At 49.3% G+C, this 24,799-nt stretch carries 16 protein-coding genes, 2 tRNA genes and 3 rRNA genes; 14 read left to right on the forward strand and 7 right to left on the reverse strand.

Annotated features, from left to right (window positions below; all coding sequences use genetic code 11):
- Positions 1 to 6: 6 nt before the first annotated feature.
- The 4 genes from P0D43_RS07580 to P0D43_RS07595 form a co-directional block, all read right to left on the reverse strand.
- Entirely contained in the window at positions 7 to 666 is a 660-nt protein-coding gene (locus tag P0D43_RS07580) for a hypothetical protein (protein ID WP_394673655.1), read from the reverse strand.
- Between the two features lie 72 nt (positions 667 to 738).
- The gene (gene earP, locus P0D43_RS07585; RefSeq protein WP_394673656.1) at positions 739 to 1,809 is read right to left on the reverse strand and encodes an elongation factor P maturation arginine rhamnosyltransferase EarP; all 1,071 of its coding nucleotides are present in this window, start codon (positions 1,807 to 1,809) and stop codon (positions 739 to 741) included.
- 69 nt (positions 1,810 to 1,878) lie between these two features.
- Entirely contained in the window at positions 1,879 to 2,439 is a 561-nt protein-coding gene (gene efp / locus P0D43_RS07590) for an elongation factor P (RefSeq protein ID WP_159568363.1), read from the reverse strand.
- A 124-nt stretch (positions 2,440 to 2,563) separates the two neighbouring features.
- The gene (locus P0D43_RS07595) at positions 2,564 to 3,400 is read right to left on the reverse strand and encodes a 16S rRNA pseudouridine(516) synthase (RefSeq protein WP_394673657.1); all 837 of its coding nucleotides are present in this window, start codon (positions 3,398 to 3,400) and stop codon (positions 2,564 to 2,566) included.
- 257 nt (positions 3,401 to 3,657) lie between these two features.
- Between P0D43_RS07595 and P0D43_RS07600 the strand changes: the two genes are divergently transcribed.
- The 5 genes from P0D43_RS07600 to rrf all read left to right on the forward strand — a co-directional run bounded on the left by P0D43_RS07600 (position 3,658) and on the right by rrf (position 9,201).
- Positions 3,658 to 5,188: ribosomal RNA gene (locus P0D43_RS07600) — 16S ribosomal RNA — on the forward strand.
- A 164-nt stretch (positions 5,189 to 5,352) separates the two neighbouring features.
- A tRNA-Ile gene (locus P0D43_RS07605) sits at positions 5,353 to 5,429 on the forward strand.
- Between the two features lie 24 nt (positions 5,430 to 5,453).
- Positions 5,454 to 5,529 (forward strand) — tRNA-Ala (locus P0D43_RS07610).
- A 433-nt stretch (positions 5,530 to 5,962) separates the two neighbouring features.
- A 23S ribosomal RNA gene (locus P0D43_RS07615) occupies positions 5,963 to 8,844 on the forward strand.
- Positions 8,845 to 9,088: 244 nt separating this feature from the next.
- Positions 9,089 to 9,201: ribosomal RNA gene (gene rrf, locus P0D43_RS07620) — 5S ribosomal RNA — on the forward strand.
- Together the 16S, 23S and 5S rRNA genes with 2 tRNA genes alongside form the textbook arrangement of a ribosomal RNA operon.
- Positions 9,202 to 9,365: 164 nt before the next feature.
- Here the strand turns inward: rrf and P0D43_RS07625 are convergent.
- Both P0D43_RS07625 and P0D43_RS07630 read right to left on the reverse strand, forming a co-directional pair.
- Positions 9,366 to 10,586 (reverse strand): serine hydrolase domain-containing protein, encoded by a 1,221-nt coding sequence (locus P0D43_RS07625; protein ID WP_341236512.1) that lies wholly within the window; start codon positions 10,584 to 10,586, stop codon positions 9,366 to 9,368.
- 135 nt (positions 10,587 to 10,721) lie between these two features.
- Positions 10,722 to 11,642 (reverse strand): alpha/beta hydrolase, encoded by a 921-nt coding sequence (locus P0D43_RS07630; RefSeq protein ID WP_394673658.1) that lies wholly within the window; start codon positions 11,640 to 11,642, stop codon positions 10,722 to 10,724.
- 84 nt (positions 11,643 to 11,726) lie between these two features.
- Here P0D43_RS07630 and P0D43_RS07635 point away from each other — a divergent pair, with 84 nt between their 5' ends.
- A complete protein-coding gene (locus tag P0D43_RS07635; protein WP_159568365.1) occupies positions 11,727 to 12,788 on the forward strand; it encodes an aldehyde reductase in 1,062 nt (353 codons plus the stop codon).
- On the opposite strand, the gene P0D43_RS07640 is transcribed toward P0D43_RS07635, so the two are convergent.
- Entirely contained in the window at positions 12,775 to 13,665 is an 891-nt protein-coding gene (locus P0D43_RS07640) for a methylated-DNA--[protein]-cysteine S-methyltransferase (protein ID WP_394673659.1), read from the reverse strand. The genes P0D43_RS07635 and P0D43_RS07640 overlap by 14 nt on opposite strands.
- A 280-nt stretch (positions 13,666 to 13,945) precedes the next feature.
- Here P0D43_RS07640 and P0D43_RS07645 point away from each other — a divergent pair, with 280 nt between their 5' ends.
- From P0D43_RS07645 to P0D43_RS07680, 8 genes are all read left to right on the forward strand, one after another.
- The gene (locus P0D43_RS07645; RefSeq protein ID WP_159568367.1) at positions 13,946 to 15,928 is read left to right on the forward strand and encodes a DUF1302 domain-containing protein; all 1,983 of its coding nucleotides are present in this window, start codon (positions 13,946 to 13,948) and stop codon (positions 15,926 to 15,928) included.
- Positions 15,929 to 15,983: 55 nt separating this feature from the next.
- On the forward strand, positions 15,984 to 17,327 hold the full coding sequence (locus P0D43_RS07650) for a DUF1329 domain-containing protein (RefSeq protein ID WP_394673660.1): 1,344 nt from the start codon (positions 15,984 to 15,986) through the stop codon (positions 17,325 to 17,327).
- A gap of 106 nt (positions 17,328 to 17,433) precedes the next feature.
- A complete protein-coding gene (locus P0D43_RS07655) occupies positions 17,434 to 18,594 on the forward strand; it encodes a WD40/YVTN/BNR-like repeat-containing protein (protein WP_394673661.1) in 1,161 nt (386 codons plus the stop codon).
- 14 nt (positions 18,595 to 18,608) lie between these two features.
- A complete protein-coding gene (locus P0D43_RS07660) occupies positions 18,609 to 20,975 on the forward strand; it encodes an RND family transporter (RefSeq protein WP_394673662.1) in 2,367 nt (788 codons plus the stop codon).
- 106 nt (positions 20,976 to 21,081) lie between these two features.
- On the forward strand, positions 21,082 to 22,068 hold the full coding sequence (locus P0D43_RS07665) for a succinylglutamate desuccinylase/aspartoacylase family protein (protein ID WP_394673663.1): 987 nt from the start codon (positions 21,082 to 21,084) through the stop codon (positions 22,066 to 22,068).
- 66 nt (positions 22,069 to 22,134) lie between these two features.
- Complete coding sequence (locus P0D43_RS07670; protein WP_394673664.1) at positions 22,135 to 23,070, forward strand: hypothetical protein; 936 nt, start codon at positions 22,135 to 22,137, stop codon at positions 23,068 to 23,070.
- 94 nt (positions 23,071 to 23,164) lie between these two features.
- Complete coding sequence (locus P0D43_RS07675; protein WP_394673665.1) at positions 23,165 to 24,097, forward strand: chemotaxis protein; 933 nt, start codon at positions 23,165 to 23,167, stop codon at positions 24,095 to 24,097.
- Between the two features lie 69 nt (positions 24,098 to 24,166).
- Positions 24,167 to 24,790 (forward strand): 2OG-Fe(II) oxygenase, encoded by a 624-nt coding sequence (locus tag P0D43_RS07680; protein WP_394673666.1) that lies wholly within the window; start codon positions 24,167 to 24,169, stop codon positions 24,788 to 24,790.
- Positions 24,791 to 24,799 lie beyond the last annotated feature (9 nt).

Genomic DNA, 24,799 nt, shown 5'->3' on the forward strand with positions numbered 1-24,799 from the left:
GCGGGTTTAGAGTGCGGATAGCAAACGCGTGGCCGCCAAACCCAATGTTTCATTGTCTTGGCGTGAAGTGTCGTTCGCGATCAGGCGGTTCAACATCTTTGCTGTGTTGTGTGTTGGATCATTGGCACTGAATCGTTCCCGTGCCTCGATCATGGAATCAATCACAGTGTCGGCATCACTCCCGGCATTCTCTTTTGCATAGAGAATCGCCACAGCGTCCGCAAACAATTCTTGTTTGTAGACCATCTCTGGCTTTGGTCCAAAGCTTCCGGTGTGCTGGATACCACGAAACTCGTCCTCATTCACTTCGTAATTGGCCACGAAAGAACGACTTTCCCGGAAACAGTGTCCCATTTCGTGAGCAACGGATGCTGCAATAATTTTTGGCCATTGTGCGCGGTTGTTTTCATTCAAAAATCTTCCCCATTGTGCCCACGCCGTTTCATTGGTGTTCACAATAACCACGCATTTACCGTTGGCATAAGCCAAGGCACCAAGGGGAGTAGGTTCTGGGCGCTCCGTTACAATCAAAGAGGGTTTTGTTCGCATGTCAGATTCCAGTTCGATCATGACTTCTCTTGCGATTTGCTCAACTTGTTGTGCTGGCAGTTGTGCCAGGTCAATTGAGCCAAAACCCAAACCCAGAGAAAGAAGAAATGACAGCATGGTTGAATCCAAGCGTTGAACTTGAATTCAGTGTCTGCCTTCCCTGTGCGTTTCTTTTTGCTGAGAAAAGCCTTATAAATCAGGCTTTTCAAGCAAAGTAGGAGTCTGCAAACGGCACCATGTAAGAACTTCCTTTACAAGTTCCCGACCGTTTAGAAGTCGAGTTTGCCACCCCATCGCATGGGTTTGTAATTCGGGTAGGTGCGGTAAAAGCGCTATCCAAATCTCGCCAAAATCGGCCTCTGTATCAATACCGTTCCAAGCCAGCCAGCAATTCCAAAGTGCCACTTTGCAATCCGCGTCAAGCCCCTCGGCATAAAGCTCGTAAAAGCAGGTTAGTTTTTCGGCATGTGCATTGTCTTCGGTGGGGTAAATTTGCCAAATAAGTGGTTTGCCCGCCAGTTGAGCCCGAACAAATGAATCCTCGCCCCTCACGAACAATACATCGTGTTGCGCCAGCAATTCATCAAATTGACTTTGAGGCACGAATGGGAGCAGCTTTGCGCAATCTTGCGCTTTAAGCGCCATTCCATTCCCGGCAAGTCCAATTCGTATCGTGTGTTCGCGCTCATTCGTCGAGTTGCAGGCATAAACTAACTCCCTTACCGGCGCATTCGAATAGGCAAAAATGAAAATATCGAGACCTGTCTTTTTCGCTTGCGGTGGACAGTCAAGCAAGTGCCTTGGGTAGTCGCAGTGAATGAGTCCACCAGTTTTCTCCGTAAAGCCAGGATAAAAAAATGTGGTCATGTGTCCCGTGCCGGGGTCCACAGAGGTACTCAAGTGAAAGCTTTCCACCCATTTTTCGGATGACAGGTAATCAATCAGCAACCACGGAACACCAGGACAATTGCGTTTCAGTGCCACATCAAAACGAAATCGGGTTTGTTCACTCGATGTCCCGAAAGGCTCCAGAATCAGATCTGGCGCTCGCACTGCGGTGTCTTCAATCGCAGCTTGAGTCGCATCAATTAACGTTAACCTGTCAATGTCGTGAGTCGGGTACAGCGCACTAAAAGTAGCAGAATGGTCATGAAATAAATCTACGCTGTGCCCATTAGAGGCCAATGCTTTGGCCAAACGAAGGGAAAAACCAGCATCGCCGAAATTATCGATTACCTTGCAAACAATCCCGATGTGCATAGCGCCTCATGCCTGAAAATACAAAGGGCCCCAATGGGGCCCCAGCAAGTCCACTGTATTGTGGATAATTTACTTCACGCGGTTGCGGTATTCAGCAGTGCGTGTGTCAATTTCAATCTTGTCACCAATTTCAACAAATGCAGGCACTTGAATTTCAAAGCTGGTTGGCTTGATACGGGCTGTCTTCATGATTTTGCCTGAAGTGTCGCCGCGCACTGCGGGCTCCGTGTATTCAACTTCTCGAATCAGGCTTGTCGGCAATTCCACAGACAGCGCCTTGCCGTCATAGAACACCACTTCACATTCCATGCCATCATCAAGATAATTCAGTGCGTCGCCCATGTTTTCGGCTTCCACTTCGTACTGGTTGTAATCCGCATCCATTAAAACGTACATCGGGTCTGCAAAGTAGGAGTAAGTGACTTCCTTGCGTTCCAGTACCAGCAGCTCGAACTTCTCGTCCGCCTTATAAACGCTTTCCATGCCTGCGCCGGTCAGCAGGTTTTTCATTTTCATTTTTACAACGGCGGCGTTACGGCCTGATTTGTTGTATTCAGTCTTCAAAACCACCATTGGGTCTTTGCCAACCATAACCACGTTGCCTAGGCGAACTTCTTGTGCTGTTTTCATGAGTTTGATGAGGATTTAAAATTCAAGCCCCGTATTGTACTCGAAGTGTTTGTTGGTACAACACACTTTCTAGTTCGAATTCGGGGCATTTTTAAAGGGTTAATGGGAAAGAAAGCCTTTTAATTCAGGCAGCTTTTGCTGACCCTCTGTTCAGCACCGGGCTTGGGTCTATCTCTATATAAGAGCCAGGTGGTAAATCCGCGGGTAACTCGTAAGGTCCAACAGCGCGACGGTGCAATCTCTCTACATGATTGCCAACAGCCGCCACCATCCTTTTTACCTGGTGATACTTACCGGTTGTAATGCCCAGTTCAAGTCTGCCATCTGCCATCAGGCTGGCCCTGCTGGCATAAATAATCTCCGGTTCGTCATCCAGGTCTACGCCTTCCAGTAATCGTTGCAATTGCAATTCCGTGAACGGGCGGGCACTAGCCACTTCATAGATCTTCTCGATCTCTTGTTTGGTGCCTACCTTCCCACTAATCAGACGGTGAATAAACTGACCATCGTCCGAGAACAGTAAAAGCCCGGTTGTGTCCACATCCAGCCTACCCGCAGCCTGCAAGCCACGCTTTATATAGTGCTTGGGAAGCAAATCAAACACAGAAGGATTGTGGCTGGGCAGGTGAGAAGTCTCATACCCCGCCGGTTTGTGCATCAATAAGTACTTGTACTGGGTAATTTCAAAGGTATTTCCATCAATTAAAAGGGTATCGCCCAATGAAATTTCATCAATTTCGGGATCAAGTCGAGTTTCGTTCCGAAAAATCTCTGAATTCCAGAAAATATTTTCACACTCGCGTCGACTCCCAAGTCCTTGTGATTGCAGTATTTTTACGCTCGGTCTAACTTTCATGTAAAGATTCTTTGAATTTATTTGCCAAAAGTGTTTGACAGGTTTTGGATTGATGTGCATAATCTCGTTTCTCTGCTGCACGACAAGCAGGACGAAACGAAGCAAGCAAGCGGTTCTTCAAGGTTTTAAGTAGTAGTGAAGAGCAGCAAGGTTAGCAGAAATTTCGAAGCGATCTTTAACAAGTTAACAGCCGATAAGTGTGGGCACTGACCAGATGGGTTTAAGGTTTGTTCTTTTCTCAAAAAGAATGACTTTGAATCACGATTCAGAGTTAGTGCTCACGGAATAAAGTAAGTGAAGTTCAAATCGTCAAGGTTTGAATAACATCTACTCCGTCGAGTTTAGTAAATTTTGCAGAGATTAAACTGAAGAGTTTGATCCTGGCTCAGATTGAACGCTGGCGGCAGGCCTAACACATGCAAGTCGAACGGTAACAGGGAGCTTGCTCCGCTGACGAGTGGCGAACGGGTGAGTAATACATCGGAACGTGCCCAGTAATGGGGGATAGCTCGGCGAAAGCCGGATTAATACCGCATACGCCCTGAGGGGGAAAGTGGGGGACCGCAAGGCCTCACGTTATTGGAGCGGCCGATGGCTGATTAGCTAGTTGGTAGGGTAAAGGCCTACCAAGGCGACGATCAGTAGCTGGTCTGAGAGGACGATCAGCCACACTGGGACTGAGACACGGCCCAGACTCCTACGGGAGGCAGCAGTGGGGAATTTTGGACAATGGGGGAAACCCTGATCCAGCAATGCCGCGTGTGCGAAGAAGGCCTTCGGGTTGTAAAGCACTTTTGTCAGGGAAGAAATCCTTTGGGCTAATACCCTAGGGGGATGACGGTACCTGAAGAATAAGCACCGGCTAACTACGTGCCAGCAGCCGCGGTAATACGTAGGGTGCAAGCGTTAATCGGAATTACTGGGCGTAAAGCGTGCGCAGGCGGTTGTGTAAGACAGGTGTGAAATCCCCGGGCTTAACCTGGGAATTGCATTTGTGACTACCGGGCTAGAGTGCGTCAGAGGGGGGTGGAATTCCGCGTGTAGCAGTGAAATGCGTAGATATGCGGAGGAACACCGATGGCGAAGGCAGCCCCCTGGGATGACACTGACGCTCATGCACGAAAGCGTGGGGAGCAAACAGGATTAGATACCCTGGTAGTCCACGCCCTAAACGATTTCAACTAGTTGTTGGGGATTTACTTCCTTGGTAACGTAGCTAACGCGTGAAGTTGACCGCCTGGGGAGTACGGTCGCAAGGTTAAAACTCAAAGGAATTGACGGGGACCCGCACAAGCGGTGGATGATGTGGATTAATTCGATGCAACGCGAAAAACCTTACCTACCCTTGACATGGCAGGAACTTTCCAGAGATGGATTGGTGCTCGAAAGAGAACCTGCACACAGGTGCTGCATGGCTGTCGTCAGCTCGTGTCGTGAGATGTTGGGTTAAGTCCCGCAACGAGCGCAACCCTTGTCATTAGTTGCTACGAAAGGGCACTCTAATGAGACTGCCGGTGACAAACCGGAGGAAGGTGGGGATGACGTCAAGTCCTCATGGCCCTTATGGGTAGGGCTTCACACGTCATACAATGGTCGGGACAGAGGGTTGCCAAGCCGCGAGGTGGAGCCAATCCCAGAAAACCGATCGTAGTCCGGATCGCAGTCTGCAACTCGACTGCGTGAAGTCGGAATCGCTAGTAATCGCGGATCAGAATGTCGCGGTGAATACGTTCCCGGGTCTTGTACACACCGCCCGTCACACCATGGGAGTGGGTTCTACCAGAAGTGGCTAGTCTAACCGCAAGGAGGACGGTCACCACGGTAGGATTCATGACTGGGGTGAAGTCGTAACAAGGTAGCCGTACCGGAAGGTGCGGCTGGATCACCTCCTTTCTAGAGAAAGAGAAGTAGATCAAGTCTTGAATTTGTTTGGTTTTAGTGCTCACACTTATCGGTTTGTTTAGACGCAAGATACAAGCAGCAAAAAGAGAGGGCCTTTAATTGCGGTGCGAGAGCATTGTTTAGAGGTCAGGGCCCTGGGGCTGAAAAGTTTTTCGGGGTCTGTAGCTCAGTTGGTTAGAGCACCGTCTTGATAAGGCGGGGGTCGATGGTTCGAGCCCATCCAGACCCACCATTGGTTATTGTAGTGCAAACACCTGGGGGTGTAGCTCAGCTGGGAGAGCACCTGCTTTGCAAGCAGGGGGTCATCGGTTCGATCCCGTTCACCTCCACCAAGTTTTTGTGCTGTGTTTGGGATGTTTTTGTATCGAGTGTTTAAATAAGATTGGCTGTTAGCGAAGTTGGCAAGTAAGTGATGCGAACAAAAAAGTTGCATCGCCCTTGCGGTCAAATGAATAAGCGCACGGTGCTTGGCACTGCGGTGTTTATCCATTTGGCTGTAAGAGTCGCCAGGCCCCCAAGGGGTTTGGACTTGTTCTTTAACAATTTGGAAATGATGAGATATCGAGATAGATACTCCTTAAAATTTAAGGTGTAGCTATTTTGATTGATGCGATTGCATCATCGTTCTTCTCAAGAAGTGGGTGTGTATCGTTCCTGATATGCACCGGCGCTTGAAATTTAGAATACACACAAACTACTTTGCTTTTTATGGTGATTACAGTGTTGTTTCGGGTGAGTAACTTGAAGCAGGGCTTAACGCTATAGAGTCAAGCGAATAAGTGCACATGGTGGATGCCTTGGCAGTCATAGGCGATGAAGGACGTGGTAGCCTGCGAAAAGCTACGGGGAGCTGGCAAACAAGCTTTGAGCCGTAGATGTCCGAATGGGGAAACCCACCCTTTTAGGGGTATCGCACAGTGAATACATAGCTGTGCGAGGCGAACCTGGAGAACTGAAACATCTAAGTACCCAGAGGAAAGAAATCAACCGAGATTCCGAGAGTAGTGGCGAGCGAAATTGGAACAGCCTGTACGATTTAGCATTTGAGTTAACAAAACGGTCTTGAAAGTCCGGCCATAGAAGGTGATAGCCCTGTATGTGAAAACTCGATTGTGGAACTAGGCGTACGACAAGTAGGGCGGGGCACGAGAAACCCTGTCTGAACATGGGGGGACCATCCTCCAAGGCTAAATACTCATGACTGACCGATAGTGAACTAGTACCGTGAGGGAAAGGCGAAAAGAACCCCGGGAGGGGAGTGAAATAGATCCTGAAACCGTGTGCATACAAACAGTCGGAGCGGACTTGTTCCGTGACGGCGTACCTTTTGCATAATGGGTCAGCGACTTACATTCAGTGGCAAGCTTAACCGAGTAGGGAAGGCGTAGCGAAAGCGAGTCCGAATAGGGCGTCTAGTCGCTGGGTATAGACCCGAAACCCGGTGATCTAGCCATGGGCAGGTTGAAGGTTGAGTAACATCAACTGGAGGACCGAACCCACTAACGTTGAAAAGTTAGGGGATGACCTGTGGCTGGGGGTGAAAGGCCAATCAAACCGGGAGATAGCTGGTTCTCCCCGAAAGCTATTTAGGTAGCGCCTCGAGTCTCACTACAGGGGGTAGAGCACTGTTATGGCTAGGGGGTCATCGCGACTTACCAAACCATGGCAAACTCCGAATACCTGTAAGTGCAATCTCGGGAGACAGACATCGGGTGCTAACGTCCGGTGTCAAGAGGGAAACAACCCAGACCGCCAGCTAAGGTCCCTAATATCTGCTAAGTGGAAAACGAAGTGGGAAGGCTAAAACAGTCAGGAGGTTGGCTTAGAAGCAGCCACCCTTTAAAGAAAGCGTAATAGCTCACTGATCGAGTCGTCCTGCGCGGAAGATGTAACGGGGCTAAGCAGATAACCGAAGCTGCGGATGTACACGTAAGTGTATGTGGTAGGGGAGCGTTCTGTAAGCCTGCGAAGGTGTGTTGTAAAGCATGCTGGAGGTATCAGAAGTGCGAATGCTGACATGAGTAGCGATAAACAGAGTGAAAGGCTCTGTCGCCGTAAGCCCAAGGTTTCCTACGCAACGTTCATCGGCGTAGGGTTAGTCGGCCCCTAAGGCGAGGCAGAAATGCGTAGTCGATGGGAAGCAGGTTAATATTCCTGCACCGACGTGTAATGCGATGGGGGGACGGATCGTGGAAAGTGGTCCAGGTGTTGGATATCCTGGTCCCTGCATCATAGAGGACAGTTAGGCAAATCCGGCTGTCATATACTCAAGGGTGTGGGGGGAAGTAGCTACGGCTACGAACCCATTGGAAGTGGTCCCAAGAAAAGCCTCTAAGCTTCAGTTACACGTTGACCGTACCGCAAACCGACACAGGTGGGCGGGATGAGTATTCTAAGGCGCTTGAGAGAACTCAGGAGAAGGAACTCGGCAAATTGGTACCGTAACTTCGGGAGAAGGTACGCCCTTGTAGCTTGACCATGAACAATGGAAGGGTGAAGGGGTTGCAATAAAATGGTGGCTGCGACTGTTTAATAAAAACACAGCTCTCTGCAAACACGAAAGTGGACGTATAGGGAGTGACGCCTGACCGGTGCTGGAAGATTAAATGATGGGGTGCAAGCTCTTGACTGAAGTCCCAGTAAACGGCGGCCGTAACTATAACGGTCCTAAGGTAGCGAAATTCCTTGTCGGGTAAGTTCCGACCTGCACGAATGGCGTAACGATGGCCACACTGTCTCCTCCTGAGACTCAGCGAAGTTGAAGTGTTTGTGATGATGCAATCTCCCCGCGGCTAGACGGAAAGACCCCATGAACCTTTACTGTAGCTTTGCATTGGACTTTGAACCGGTTTGTGTAGGATAGGTGGGAGGCTTTGAAGCAGGAACGCTAGTTCTTGTGGAGCCAACCTTGAAATACCACCCTGATCTGTTTGAGGTTCTAACCTTGACCCATTATCTGGGTCGGGGACCGTGCATGCTGGGCAGTTTGACTGGGGCGGTCTCCTCCTAAAAAGTAACGGAGGAGCTCGAAGGTACGCTAAGTACGGTCGGACATCGTACTGATAGTGCAATGGCATAAGCGTGCTTGACTGCGAGACTGACAAGTCGAGCAGGTGCGAAAGCAGGACATAGTGATCCGGTGGTTCTGTATGGAAGGGCCATCGCTCAACGGATAAAAGGTACTCTGGGGATAACAGGCTGATACCGCCCAAGAGTTCACATCGACGGCGGTGTTTGGCACCTCGATGTCGGCTCATCTCATCCTGGGGCTGTAGCCGGTCCCAAGGGTATGGCTGTTCGCCATTTAAAGAGGTACGTGAGCTGGGTTTAAAACGTCGTGAGACAGTTTGGTCCCTATCTGCCGTGGGCGTTGGAAATTTGAAGGGGGCTGTTCCTAGTACGAGAGGACCGGAATGGACGTATCTCTGGTGTACCGGTTGTCACGCCAGTGGCATTGCCGGGTAGCTAAATACGGAAGAGATAAACGCTGAAAGCATCTAAGCGTGAAACTTGCCTTAAGATAAGATTTCCCTGAGGACTTGATCCTCCTGAAGGGCCGTTGAAGACCACCACGTTGATAGGCTGGGTGTGGAAGTGCCGTAAGGCATGAAGCTTACCAGTACTAATTGCCCGTGCGGCTTGGCTCTATAGCATTGAGCCTTGCTAATAAGATACGCACATGAAACAACACACAGTAAATCTACCGGAGGCTCGCGCCTCCATGAAAATCAAGGTAGTTTGTGCACAAAGATATACCCGCAACACGCATCGACAAGATAGTCTTTCTATCGAGATAACTCATCAGTTCCGAATCGAGCCAATCAGCCGCAACGCTGGTTAGCTAACAAGTAAGTGCAATCTTTGCACCGCACTTACAGCCAACCCTCTTTGCCTGACGACCATAGCAAGGTGGAACCACCCCTTCCCATTCCGAACAGGGCCGTGAAACGCCTCAGCGCCGATGATAGTGTGCATTCGCATGTGAAAGTAGGACATCGTCAGGCTCTCCAATACCAAAAAACCCCGCTCTCAATACGAGGCGGGGTTTTTTATTTGTTGTTCACTTACTAAATACCGATCAGAAAGCACAAAAAAAGCCAGTTCAAATAAACTGGCTTTTTTTGTTTGTTTACTTAGGTGTTTCGTCAGGGGTGCTGACGACGTAGGGTTATTTCAAAACACTGCAATTGGAGCTCACTGAAATCAGTACTTTGCCAAGCGCGGGTAGCGAACGAGGATCCAGTGATTTTCCAGTGTTCAAAAATGCCACCGATATATCTCGTGAAGGATCTGCCCACGTCACAATGTTAATCAAGCCAAGATGGCCATATGCTTTGCGAGCTTTTATGCCGAATAAAGAAAATACATTCTCACCCAGCATGAAACCAGTAGAAAACCTGATTGGGATCATCAAAGTCTGATCGATAGTCAGCGGACCGGCTGGACGGGTGGCCAGCTTAATGGTGTTTTCCTCAAATACTTGGTTTCCATTAAAAGTACCACCATCCAGCATCATTTGATAAAAACGGCTGACTTCGTCCGCTGTTCCATAAATGTTTCCAGCTGGGATGCTGGCGTCCATGAAGCCAGGTGTATTTGAAATGCTGGCTATCTTTTCAAATTCAATATTGAGTGCCCGTTTGGCCAAAACGTTGATCGGGAATACTGGAGTGGCGCCAGTGCTGTAATTAAATGCAGCCAAGTCTTGATGTTTTTTGTTAAGACCATAGGTGAGGTATTTGGCACCAAGTGGCTTCGCGATGAATTCCTGTAGGGCAGATTCAACTGACTTACCGGTAATTCTTTTCACCATTTCGCCCAGAATGTACCCACCAACGATCGCGTGATAAGCCTGTTGACTGCCGTCGCCGCGGTTTGTGTAGCCGGAGTTGATCAAATCGATAACGCTATCCCATTTGAATAGCAGGGATGGATGAGGGTTGCTTATGGGTATTTGAGGAACACCCGCACGATGGGACAGCACTTGTGCAATGGTGATTTTCTCTTTTCCATTGCATGCGAACTCTGGAATATATTTCCCAATTGTGTCGTTGAGTTGAAGTTTTCCCTGCTCTTGAAGCTTATGAATCAACATGGCAGTAATTGCCTTGGAAGCGGAGAACAGACAGATTGGTGTGTCAGGTGTCATTAGCACCTGTTCAACATCTTGGTCGGGATGGTTTGGTGGGGGATTGCCCCTGGCGTGGCCAATTGAACGTTTGAGTACAATTTCACCTTGACGGCGAATGACCATGGTCATGCCTGGCTGCAGTCCTGTTTTGTAAAAGCTTTCTACGCTGTTCCAGATGGCCTCAACGTTATCGCGGGTCATGCTGACATCATAGGGACTTGTTTCTGCTTTTGAGTCGATTTGGGTGACTGATCCCACGTTTCTCGGCACGGAAACTGTGTTTGATTTTTTAAACATAGATTTGGCTTGTCTCGTTGTTGTAAGTATTTGTGTAACTTACAAGTATCATTCCAAGCCAAAGCTCAGGTCAATTGAGTTTTTAGGGCGGACTCTCTAGCCCTTGATTGGACCCGTTTTTTCGCTGTTTTGATGAAGTTTGCGCATGAATGCTTCAATAGGTTTTGCGGTACTGCCTTTGAAAAACAAGAGGGGCGACAGTGTGCCGATTAAGGTGATGTGATCAGTTCCGTCTACGCTTTCTACGGTCGAGGTATTACCTGCCTTTGTTAGCGCGTTGTTCAGTGCGATGGTATTTCTCTCGATGCTGACTAAGGTATCGCTTTCGGGAGCGAGTAGTAGCGTTGGTGCATTGCCTTTGTTGGCGTAATCGATTGGTTGGGACTTTGTCGGGTAGTTGGGGTGATTAAAGACAGGCTGTACATCGGTGTCTTTGATCGGGTAAATGCTGTAAGCACCGGCCAGGCCGATTAGTCCTTGGACCTTTGTTTGGTGTTCAAGGCCTGCGGCGTTTAACCAGCGGGGATCAAGGGCAAGCATGGCTGCGTTGTACGCGCCGGCACTGTGGCCCATCAAAACATATTGTGTGGCGGGGTTTAGCTTGATGTATTCAGGCTTGGCCAGCTCTTTGCTCAGGTGCGCAATACTTTGTGCGCCATCTTCCAGAAAATCGGGATATTGAACTTCGGGATACAGGCGATAGTTAGGTACGGCAGTGATGTACCCCATGGAGGCGAGACGTCGCCCAACAAATTCATATTCTGATTTGTCACCCCGATTCCAGCTGCCTCCATAAAAGAAAACAACAACTGGCGTGCTGCTGAACTCTTCATTGGCGTTGTCTGGCAGGTACAAGTCGTATTTGAGCTTGGGGTGGGCACCAAACTCAATATTTTCCTTTACCTCAGCGGTGTAAATTTTTGACACGGAGTTGACGACTTGAAGCGCTGAGCAACCACCCAGGAGGATGAATGGAATGACTTTAAGCGTGCGTAATAAATTCAATGTTGATTTCATGGGGTGCTACAGTAGTGCGCAAGGGCAGTGCTGGTAATGGGTGATGCTTTATATTAAACAGAATTTGAATGCAGGATGATGAAGATGGTAGCAATTGACAAGAACAAGCCGATCTGTGTGACGGGCGCGTCGGGATATATCGCCAGCTGGATTGTGAAGTATTTGCTGGATGACGGGTTTTTGGTTCATGCAACGGTGCGCGATTCAAGCAAAGAAAGTTCGGTTGCCCACCTGTTGAAGGCGGCCAATGGAGCCAAGGGCACGCTGAAGTTGTTTGACGCCGATTTGATTCAAGAAGGTAGTTTCACGAAGGCAATCGAGGGGTGTGAGTTGGTTATTCATACTGCTTCGCCTTTCGTGATTAAGGGGTTTACTGATCCCTATGAGGCATTGATTCGCCCGGCAGTGGAGGGTACCGACAATGTTTTAAAGTCTTGTAACGCTGTGGAATCGGTTCGCCGAGTTGTGCTTACCAGTTCGGTCGCATCGATTTATGGGGATGCAGTTGAAATTTTGAAGGCACCAGGTGGTGTTTTCACTGAGCAGCTTTGGAATAACACCAGTAGCGAAAGTCATCAGCCTTACTCGTATTCGAAAGTGATGGCCGAGCGAAGGGCTTGGGAAATTTGTAAGAATCAATCTCGATGGGACTTGGTGACAATTAATCCAAGTTTGGTCATGGGGCCTTCTTTGACCACACAAACCCAATCCACAAGTATCGACGTAATGCGGGACTTGGGTAGTGGGCGACAGCGCACTGGGGTCCCTTTGCTGGAGTTCGGCATTGTTGATGTTCGTGAGGTGGCCAAGGCTCATATTTCGGCGGGATTTAATCCAGATGCGGAGGGACGTCATATTTTGTCTGCACACACCGCGAGCTTGTTGCAAATGGCCACTATTCTGCGTGCACGTTTTCCCAAGTATCCACTGCCCAAGAAGCAGTTGCCAAAGTTTTTAGTAAAGTTGGTAGCGCCGATTGCGGCAGGAGTCAGTCGTGATTTTATTCAGAAGAATGTGGGTTATGCGCTGAAATTCGATAACAGTCGTTCCACGAGCAGCTTGGGTGTTAGATACAGACCTTTAACAGAAACTTTGTGCGAGCATTTCGCACAAATGATTGAAGACGGGTTGCTCAAGCGACGTTGACCGATGCTGATGTTTGGCCCTGTTCCCAAAGGTGCAGGGCTTTTTTACGTTCACTTTGCCAGCGATACTGCCCCAGTTCCCCTGTGGCTTGTATGACTCGGTGACAAGGAACAAGAAAAGCGATCGGGTTTTTCGCAATGGCGCTTCCCACCGCACGGCTGGCCGAAGGTTTCCCGATGTGAGCTGCGATTTGTTGGTAGCTGGCCAAGTGCCCTAGAGGCAAATGCATCAACGCTTGCCAAACCTGAAGTTGAAATGGGGTGCCTCGCAAGTGCAAACACACATCGAATGGAGGCTGTGCAGCTGGGCGAAAAACTTGCGCGATGATGCTCTCTGCTTTCTTGTGTGACTCAACAAAAGTCGCTTTGGGATACAGCCCGGCGAGCGCATTGGCCCAGCTCCCATAGGTCAATTCATCGGTTTCGAACTCGAGGCTATTTACCCCTTTGTCTGTGAGGCAAATGAATACTTGACCGAACGGGCTGACCGCCTGCCCAATCGTGAAGGTTAAATTCAAGCCTTGCGTTTTGATCTCCCCTGGTGTCAAGGCCTCGAACTTCAACATCAAGTGATGGAGTTTGCTGCCGCTTGTGAGCCCGAGTTCAGTGGACGTTTGGAGAATGCTTTTGCCGGAGGCAATCAGCTTGCGGGCGTGATCCTTCTGCAGGCAATGGAAAAATTGTTTGGGGCTGATTCCAGCCCACTCTGTGAAAGTGCGTTGCAGGTGATATGACGAGGTGTGCAAATGTTTGGCCAGTGTGTCAAGTTTGGGTTCGATTTGCGGTTGATCCGCGCCGAAGCTGCTTGCGTTTTGCTCCAGTAGCTGAATTGCTTTTGCAATCAGTTGGTATTGCTTGTGGTTATAAAATGGTGTCACGGCTGTGCGCTGAATGGTTGTTCACTTTGTCAGTGTGATTCTTACTGTGTGTTAGGGCAATCTGTTTCTTGCGCAAATTTAAACTTGGGCGCACAGTGGGAATCGAAATTTACTCACAAGTTACATGGATTTTTGCAAGCGCTTTTCTATTTCTTGTGGGTATTGTTCGATTTGTGAATCTAAATGCTCTGTGTTTTAGTAAGAGGGGTAACAACTAAACACTTCAGATTAGTGATCTAACTACCTATTCGAGAGGCCATAAGGCCCTGAGGAGACACACATGGCCGGTTTTCTGCCCAAGAATTCCACTTTGAAATTTGCCGTTTTATCTGCGCTGGTCTCCACGCACGGTCTGTCGGCCGCTGCAGGCGCCTTCGAAGGCCCTGCCGGCATTGAGGGGCGATGGGCAATGGAGGTCACTGTCGGTGCCTCTATGCGAACGAAGGATGCCGATGAGTCGCTGGTGTTTATCGGCAATGGTGGCAAGGCCTCTAGCGGTACGGTGGACGACGGTAATTTGAACTACAACAAGGGTGATGTCTTCAACGCGGTGGCCAAAGCGGTGGGCGAGCTTGAGTTGAAGAAAGACAATGTTGGCGTGTTCGTTCGTGCCAAGGCATTTTCAGATTTTCACAACCGCAGCAACCGCGTACCTCACGGTTCCGCAAACAATGGTTTTCGGCCAAACGAACCTTTGAACGACAATGGGTTCGACAAAGGTACCAAGTTTGAAGATGCCCAGTTCCTGGATGCTTATGTGTTTGGGGATTTCGAACCCTTGGGCAAACCACTGACCGTGAAAGCGGGTAATCAGGTTGTGACATGGGGGGAGGCCCTTTTCGTACTTGGCGGTGTGAATCAATATTCAAACTTTGACGCCGCTGCCTTGCGCCGCCCTGGCGCTCAGTTGAAGGAAGTGTTCCTGCCGATCCCACAAATTTCTGCAAATTTGCAGGCAACAGACGAGCTTTCACTAGAAACTTTTGTTCAGCTCAATCACGAGAAAGTGGTGGTTGATGGTTGTGGTACCTTCTTTTCTCCTGCTGACTTGCTGAATTGTAATTTTCAGGGTTCCCCCATTAACCCAGGTATTCTGAGTACGCCATTGGGTGACATTGATTTTACCGGATACAACGATCGCGAGAGTTTCGAGGGTGGGGGTACCGTGACTGTCGGTGGCGCGCCGTTTGATACCTCGACAACATCAGGGATTAATGGTTTGACGGGTTTGATCGGTGGGATCACTGGGCTACCTGCTGATTTGGGTAATCTTAACTTCCGCATGGCACAGTTGGCTGACCGCAGACCCAAAGATAGTGGGCAGGTTGGCTTGGCTGCGCGGTATTATGCTGGTGAGATCGGCACTGAGTTCGGTGCTTACGTCGTAAATTACCATCAACGGATCCCCAATTTGTCTTTGAAGAAAACTCCTTCGAATTACGAGGGTTCAATTTTCAATGGACTTGAAGCTGGTGGTCAGAGTGTAGTGAACCCGCTGTCTTATTTCTTTGACTATGGCGCTGAGAATATTCAGGTGGCAGGGGTTTCTGCAGCGACTGAGTTTTTCGGCTATTCAGTGTTTGGAGAGGTTAGTTACACTAAAGACTTTCCTGCAGCCTACAACACTGCCGATTTGTTGAAAGGCGGTGCCACAGGTGATGGTCCTTTGGCACGCTATGGGGATAACACTGCATTTCCGGAAGGATCAATTTTGTCGGGATCCAAACCCCTGGATAAAATTCAGGCACAGGTATCAACGATCAAGCTGTTTCCGCGTCGTCTAGGTGCTAGTCAAGTGGCTCTTGTCGCTGAAGTGGGCGCGCAAATGTGGCGCGGTATCGGCGATCCATTCACCAGTGAACGTTTTGGCCGTTCACCTGCATTCGGTGCCGGTGCCCACGCGACATACAATGGCGGTGATTGTAATGCCGGCGTAAACCCCAATCCCCAGAATTGCGTTGTTGATGGCTATGCAACCGAGACCGCATTTGGTTATCGTATTTTGTCAGTGGCCCAATATCCAGATGCATTGTTTGGCGTTACTTTGGCGCCTCGAATCTTTTTCTCGCATGACTTTAAGGGTTATTCAGCGGATGGCGTATTTCTTGAAGACCGCATGAATTTGGGCTTGGGATTGAGGGCTGAGATTCAGTCTGCCAAGTACTTCGCGGAGATGAACTACAGCATGTTCAATGACAAGGCTTATTTCGATCCATTCAAAGACCGTGACTTCCTGTCTTTGGTAGTGGGCGCCAACCTGTAAAAGGTGGAACTACAAGGGTGAGCCATTTGAGATTTGTTTTTAGGAGAGTATTGAAATGAAATTGACGCAAATCAAGCAGTTGGCCGTGTCTCTGGCACTGTTGGGAACTGCGGTCTCTGTCCACGCGCAGTCGGCTGATTTTTCAAAACTGGGTACAACGCTAACACCGGTCGGCGCAGAAAAGGCTGGAAATGCCGCTGGTACCATTCCGGCTTGGAACGGCGGTATGGCGAAACCACCCGCTGGGTTTGACCCCAGCAAGGGTTACCTGGATCCGTTTGCGGCCGACAAGCCGCTGTTGACCATTAATGCTGCCAACATGGAGCAGCACAAGGACAAGCTGGCGCCCGGTCAAATGGAGATGATGAAGCGTTATCCCACGTACAAAATCAACGTGTACCCTACGCAACGTACGGCTGCTTACCGTGCAGATGTGTACAAATATGCAAAAGAAGAAGCGGCGGGTATCAAGCTGGCCGAGGGTGGCAATGGTATCTTGAATTTGAAGAAGTCCAATGTGCCGTTCCCGATTCCAACCGAGGGTATCCAGGTGATCTGGAACCACATTATGCGTGATCTGGGTGGTTCAATTACGCGTTATTCGGCAGATTTCCCGGTTCAAACCAATGGAAGTTTCACTGTGGGTAAGCGTACAGAGACCATTTCTTATGCGGCTTTCATGGCAGATCCGGAGCCAAACCGAATTTTCTATTACTTGAACCAGACAACAGCACCCGCAAACGCGGCTGGTGAGGTGGCTTTGGTGCATGAGCCTTTGAACCAGGTTCAAGAGCCTCGTTTGGCCTGGCAGTACAATCCGGGCCAACGCCGGGTAATTCGTGCGCCAGAGCTAGCTTACGACTCACCAGGTATTGGTGCCGACGGTTTGCGTACAAACGATGACTTCAACGCGTACAACGGGGCACCGGACCGCTACAACTGGAAGTTGGTTGGCAAGAAAGAAATGTACGTGGCTTACAACAACTTCAAGTTGACCAGCAAGGCGTTAAAGTACAGCGACATTATCAAGACCAACCATGTGAATCCTGATCTTTTGCGTTACGAATTGCATCGTGTTTGGGTTGTTGAGGGAACCTTGAAGCCGGGTGCGCGCCATATTTACTCCAAGCGTGTGTTCCATGTGGATGAGGATTCCTGGGCGATTTTGCACGGTGATCAGTACGATGCGCGTGGCGGTTTGTGGCGAGTTCGTGAGGTGTTTGGTGTGCAGTTTTATGATGCACCAACATTTGGACCCGCTGGCGAGGTGATTTACGACCTGCAGGCACGCCGTTATCTCGTGAATGCTTTGACAAACGAAGAGAAGCCTATCGAATTTGGCAAGAAGTACACCACCGCTGATTTTTCGACAGCTGCATTGCGTCGCATGGGTCGGTAATGATTATTCAGTGTGTTTGGAGCAACTTGAGCTCCAAGCACCTGGGGTTTAAATATTTTGTAACCCAGAGAAATAAATTCTCTGGGTTTTTTAAATTGGAGATGGCATGAGTAAGCCACTGTTGCGCGCAACATTGCTCGCTTTTGGATTGTGTGCAAGTCAATACAGTTATGCATTCAAAGACCCTTTGGAGTTGCCCGCAATTCAAGCGCCAAAAGCTGCAAAAGCATTGCTGCTGAATGTTACTTCGTATGGCGATACCGTATTAATGGTCGGTGAGCGCGGCATTATCTTGAAGCGGGACTTTGCAGTTGGCGATGTTGCTCAAGGTGTAAAAGACAATGAGGGTAAAGTGTGGACTCAGGCCAAGGTGCCTGTGTCAGTTAATCTGACTGGTGTGCAGTTCGTAAATGAACCCCTTGCCTTTGTAGTGGGCCATGACGGTGTCGTGTTGAAATCGACAGACGCGGGCGCGACTTGGGCCAAAGTATTTGATGGTATTAAAGCCAACGAGCAGGTTGTGGCGGCAGCGAAAAAGAAGATGGAGGACATGCAGAGTCGTTATGACGCGGCAAGCCCTGCAGACCAAGACAAGATGAATGAAGCATTGGAGGCGGCTACTTTTGCATTTGAAGATGCGGAGGCGGGTGCTAGATTCGGCCCGGCCCGGCCGATGTTGGATGTTTGGTTCAAAGATTCCAATACAGGCTGGGTGGTAGGTAGCTATGGCCAGATTTTTGAAACCAATGACAGTGGCTCGACCTGGACCCTGATCGCGAATCGTTTGGACAATCCCGATTTTCGGCATTACAACGGTTTGTATGGCGATGAGACTGGATTGCTATTGATTGCCGGTGAGGCTGGGCGGGTTTATATCTCTAATGATTTCGGTGTCAATTGGACACGATCAGAGACGGGATACAACGGTCATTTCTATGGAACGGTTGTGTTGCGGAATGAACAGGGGCAACCCATTGTGTTTGCCTATGGCTTTGGTGGCAATGTGTATCGATTGGGGGCTGGCGCTGCGGCATGGTGGCAATTGAAAAGTCCTAGCAAGGAAAGTTTTGTTCAAGGACTTTCGGTCGGGAAGGCTGCCATGTTTGTTGATCAGAAAGGCCGCCTGATAAGTACCGACGAGTCGGGTACTACTTTGAGAATGGTCAGTGCCGAGGAAGGTAAACCAGTCACTGGGATGGCATTGGTCAATAACACTTTGGTACTGAGCGGTCAGAATGGCCCTAGAACACTCGCGCTGCCACGCTAACTGGAAGAATTGATATGAGCAATCAAGAAGAATTGGGAAAAGTCGAACGGTTTTTTGAGTCGATTTTGTTTGGACACCGCAAGTTGGTTATCGCCATTTTTGCAGTGCTGTCGGTGTTTTTTGCTTACCATGCGGTGCAACTTAGACCCGATGCATCGTTCCAGAAAATGGTACCCGTCACGCATCCATTCATTGCCAATTATTTGAATTACGAGAATGAATTACGGCCTTTGGGTAACGTGTTGCGAATTGCAGTACACAACAAAAATGGCACGATCTACGAGGCAGATTTTCTTGAAAAGCTTCGCTTGATCACGGATGAGGTGTTTTACATTCCGGGTGTGGATCGGGGTAATTTGAGTTCGATCTGGACGCCGAATGTGATGTGGCGGCAGGTGACCGAGGAAGGCCTTCGAATGGGGCCCGTGATAGGACAGGGCTTCTCGGGGACGCCTGAGCAAATTGAAGCTGTGAGGGCCAACGTTGAGAAATCAGGCCGAATTGGTTCTTTGGTATCGAATGATCAGCGGTCGGCAATTATCCTGGCCCCGCTGTTGGAGGTTGATCCTGATTCTGGTGAAAAGCTGAGTTACGGCAAGTTGTCAGAGCGAATCGAAGAATTGATTCGCGACAAATACCAGAGTGACGACATTTCGATTCACATCACTGGTTTTGCCAAGGTCGTGGGTGATCTGATCGAAGGTGCAAAAGACATTGCGGGCTTCTTTGCCATTACTTTCGTTCTTACTGTGATTTTGCTGCTTTGGTATTCCCGTTGCTGGAAGAGTACGGCTGCAACCATTTTCTGTTGTTCGCTTGCAGTGATCTGGCACTTGGGTTCAGTGAGCCTGCTTGGGTTTGGTTTGGATCCATATTCGATTCTGGTGCCGTTTTTGACGTTTGCGATCGGTGTTAGTCACGCGATTCAAAACGTTCGAACCATGGCCACGGAGCGATTCCATGGCGCAAACAAAATCGAAGCGTCAAAAGCCACTTTCCATTTGTTGTTTATTCCGGGTTCTGTGGCTTTGCTAGCCGATGCCGTTGGTTTTTCTACTTTGCTGGTGATCGAGATTGGTGTGATTCGCGAACTGGCGATCAGCGCTTCGATTGGTGTGGCGGTGATTATTTTTACCAAAATGTTTTTGCTTCCGGTGCTGATGAGTTACACCGATGTGACGGAACGTGGTCTGAAGCAAGTAGCCAAACAGGAAGCCAGCAAGCACACGGTGTCGCATTGGCTTTCTCGCTTGACAGAAAAGAAAGTGGCCTATGGCGTTAGTGCCGCTGCGGCTGTAATTCTTGTGAGCGGTTTGTATGCGTCCTCTGGAATCAAGATTGGTGACCTTGACCCCGGCGTGCCTGAATTGCGTCCCGATTCACGGTACAACCAGGATGTGAAATTCTTGGTGGAAAACTACTCGACCAGTTCAGATGTATTTGTTGTGATGGTTGAAACCCCTGCGGGAGAGTGCGGCGCGTACCCTGTGGCTTCGGCTGTAGATCGTTTTCAGTGGGATATGGAAAATACCCCTGGGGTGGAAGGCACTGTTTCGCTTTTCACTGTGATGAAAAACATCATTGCGGGTTTCAATGGCGGCAATCCGAAATGGTTGGCCATTTCTCGTGATCGTTTCATCTCCAACGGTGCACACAAAAACATTCCCACTACCTTGTACAACTCCGAATGTTCGATGACACCCGTTATTCTGTTTTTGTCTGATCACAAGGCGGAGACGCTTGAGCGCGTGGTAGCGAAGGTGCAGGCTTTTGCAGCAGAGAATGATTCGGCCGATGCCAAATTTACTCTGGCAGCGGGCAATAGCGGTATTGAAGCGGCAACCAATATTGTGGTGGAACAGGCACAAAGAACCATGTTGCTGTTGGTTTACAGCATTGTTGGTGCGCTTGTGTGGTGGGAGTTCAAGAGTTTCCGCGTGATGCTGGCCATTATGATCCCGCTGTTTATCACGGAGGTGTTGTGCAAGGTAATCATGGTGCAACTGAACCTGGGTATTAAAGTAGCTACACTGCCGGTCATTGCACTGGGTGTGGGTATTGGTGTGGATTACGGTATTTACATCTATAACCGTTTGGAGAGCTTCCTGGCCAAGGGTCTGAATTTCAAGGATGCTTATTTTGAAACCTTGCGATCTACCGGTGTGGCTGTAGCCCTAACTGCGGTCACCTTGGCTCTGGGTGTATTCACTTGGGCGTTTTCAGCAATCAAATTCCAGGCCGACATGGGGATGTTGCTTGCCTTCATGTTCTTGTGGAACATGGTGGGGGCAGTAATTTTGATTCCGGCCTTGGTGCGTTTGTTTGCCTTTGATGCGGTTAAAAAACGATTTGGTCCTTCGGTAGAGGGGCCAGGTCGCTGATCACAGGTGTTGTCATGAACTCAAGGGCAGCTTAAGCTGCCCTTTTTTTATGGACTCGGGTTTGTGGTAACCTCCTTGAATCGTTCTTCATTCGCCAATTTCTGCCATGCAGTTTCCAGAACTCCCTGCCATTCCTCACCCTTTGCAATTTAAGTCGGTCACTTTCACAGGTTTGGAGCCGGGGCCAAAATTTATTGTTCTTGGTGCCGTTCACGGTAACGAAGTGTCGGGCAGCAAGGCCATTCTAAAGATGATTCAGGAGTTTGAGACTGGTGAACGTTTTCTGACCAAAGGGCAGCTAACTTTCGTTCCGATTACCAACCCTTTGGCTTACAACCGAAAGCAGCGCAATGGCGACAGAAACCTGAATCGCAATTTGACGCCTACGAATAATCCGGCTGACTTTGAAGACCATGTTGCAAATTGGCTTTGTCCTCTGTTGGCCGCACATGATGTCTTGCTGGACATACACAGCTTTCAGAAAGGGGATATACCTTTCGCTTTGTTTGGTCCGAGGAATAACAACAGTGAGCTGGAGTCCTTTGAGCATGAAAGCGCAGAACGTGGATTGGCGCTACGACTGGGGGTGTCTCGTTTTGTCGATGGATGGCTGGACACTTACGCCAAGGGTGTGGCGAATCGGGTCGCCTACCTGAAGGCGACAGCTCAGTCAGGTGAGGGTTTGAATACCGATCCACGCTATGGGATGGGCACCACCGAGTGTATGCGCTCAAGTGGGGGTTATGCGGTAACTTTGGAATGTGGCCAGCATGATGATCCTGCAGGACCAGATGTGGCTTATCAGGCCATTTCCAATGCTTTGATTCATCTGGATTTGATCGATGGCTTGCCTGTGCTGGCGGTCAGTGAATACCAACATCTCAGTTTGGTTGAGGTGAATGACAAGCACCATTTTGATGACCAGTTTGTTCGTTCCTGGTCAAGCTTCGATCCCATTCGAAAAGGTGAGCTGATCGGGATTCGGCAAAGCGGGGAGGAAGTCCGGGCCAGTCGGGACGGATTTATTGTTTTCCCGAATACCTTGTCGCAAGCCGGGCAGGAGTGGTTTTACGTGGCTGAGATCAATCAGTAACCCCAAAGAGGGGGTAAATGAGTAATTTTTCCTAATAAAACGCATCAAATGCCTACAAACAAGTGATTGAAATATATCACTTTCCGGATTGAGTCTTCTGCGCGCTTTTGTTTAAATAAAGACTCCGACAAGGGGTATTTCATAACAATGAGCGGTATCAAAGACCAGATTACAGATCAGACCAACCACGCCGTTGCGTTGCTTGGCGGTGCCACTGCGCAGTCTTACAGTGTAGTAAGTTTGAATGCGCTCTCAGCGGCACTTGATGTGGCCAATGCCGGTTCAGGTCTTGCTCAGTTGGAAACCACGATCAAGTCTATTCAAAGTGAGGTGGAATACACTTCGCAGGCCGTAGACAACTCATTTGTTGATTCGTCACTTGGTCAGCAATCTAATCGATTTGCATCGTTAACCATGAATGATGAGCTGAGCGACTTGCCCAGCGGATTCGTGGGCATGGGAATTCAAAATCCGGAATTAATGTCACGCTTTGACGAGTTTTCAGTTGAAAACGAGAGTGACTTTGATGCCCAGCAATCAGACTTGCCCGGCGCTGCATTGAGCCCGGAAGATTCTTCTGAGAGCCTTGCGAGCGATGTCAACGGATTTTCTTTCTTTGGTTTTATCGAACAGGCTATTGCACAAGCTGAGGCGTCTCAACAAGATTTTGGTGACACCTTTGATGGTAGTCGTCAAGGCGAGTTTCGTGAGTTTCTGGTAAATACCGGTATGGAGCTTGACTCTGGAGTTCGCGGGTTTCTACAAGAAAACGTCGCGGGTGTCGGCCGCGATCTATTGTCTTCGGCCATTGATGCCACTGGAGTCGATGTTTTGGACCCGGTTGCCGACCCTTTGTTGAGTGTTGATTATTACGCCAAGTCCGCTGAGGTTCTTAACGGCCTGATGGAATCTGTGGTGCAGCCCATCGGTTCAATTGCCCTGCCACAATTGGGGCCTTTGTTGGCCGATCCACGCGAAGAGTTGTCAGCCTATCTCGGCTGAATAACGGATTCGTCTAAAGGCGTAAAAGACCGCTTTTATCCCCCTTCCTAAGGATTTGATTCGTTGTCACTTGGTTCAAAATACAGCTTGAACCATGTCAACAGTCAATCCACTCATGAACTACAACAACGAACGAACTCCTGGTGAATCATCGACAGAGATGATTGAGATACTGCTGTTTTCTTTGGGTGCTCAGGAAACATTCGGTTTGAACGTATTCAAAATTCGCGAAGTCACAGAATTGTCGCAGGTCACCCAGATTCCTGGGCAGCAAGGCGCCATGAATGGCGTGATATCGCTGCGGGGGCAGGTACTGCCCGTGGTTTCGCTTGGAGATGCAATTGGCATGTCCACGGGTGAGCCCAACTCCAAAATGATTATTTCCGAATTTGCCTCTCGTTCGGTGGCTTTTGCAGTGACCGATGTCGACAAAATCATTCGGGTACCTTGGTCGGCTGTAAAGCCACCGCAAAAGTACGATTCTGAAGAAGGCTCTGTTTTCGGCGTTGTCATGCTCGAAGATGGCAGTCTGGTCTCTCTCGTGGACATTGAAAGTGTTTGCCACCGTGTCTTGCCAGAAAAAGACGCCACGCCTGTGACGGCTGGATTTGAATTGAACAAGGCGGGCCCTGTCTTTTTTGTTGATGATTCGATTGTGGCCAGGCGCAAAATCAGCGAAGTACTCGACACCATGGGTTTAAAACACAGCCATGCAGTCAACGGCGTTGAGGCAGAGCAAAAGCTTTTGGCGATTGCGTCCAGTGCCAATCAGAATTCCGAAGAGCTGGAGCAGCGGGTTTCTTTGGTGCTGGTGGACGAGGAAATGCCGATTATGGATGGTTGCACCCTGACCAGAAAGCTCAAAGGTGACCCACGGTTTAAGAATATTCCAATCATTATGTATTCCTCGTTGACGTCAGAAGAAAATGCCAGACGCGGCATAGAGGCTGGCGTGAACATTTACGTGAAGAAGTTTGATTCAACTTCTCTTTCCAACGCCATCGGTCAGCTTTTGGCGCACGCTTGATAACAATTACCTGGAACGCGCTACACTTTTGGTCAATCGAAGTGAGTGCTTTCCGGGAAGAATTGTTTCATGTTTGATTTAATCGCGAGTGATCTTCGTTTAAGAGGTTACAGCGTTCAAAAAGACGCACTGCCTGTCCAATTAATCTCAGACTTGTTGAACGCTTTAAAAGCAAAGCCGCCCGGCGTGTTGAAGAAGGCCGGAATTGGACGTGCGCATGGTCAACAGTCGAACGCTGAAATTCGTCGTGATGAAATAGCCTGGATAGAGCGCACTGACGAGGGTGCGGCAGAACAATGGCTGGAGTTCAGCGCGCAGTTGCAGCAATACTTGAATCGCACATTGATGCTGGGTTTGTTTTCTTTTGAATCGCATTTCGCGCATTATGCAGCGGGCGCTTTTTACAAAACCCATGTAGATGCATTCAGGGGGCAGGCCAATCGGGTGTTGTCAGTTGTGTTGTACCTGAACCCGGAATGGGGCCCGGCAGATGGCGGGGAAATGGTGCTTTATTCTGACCAGAATCCCCAACAGATCCTGGAGACCATTCAGCCTTTGGGCGGAACCTTAGTCGTGTTTTTAAGTGAAGACTTTCCGCATGAAGTGCTGCCCGCGAAGCGTGATCGCTACAGCATTGCTGGCTGGTATAGAGTCAACACATCGAGCACCCAGCATATTGATCCCCCTGCCTGAGACGGGTCG

The sequence above is a fragment of the Limnobacter sp. genome, assembly GCF_043511195.1.
GTDB lineage: Bacteria > Pseudomonadota > Gammaproteobacteria > Burkholderiales > Burkholderiaceae_B > Limnobacter.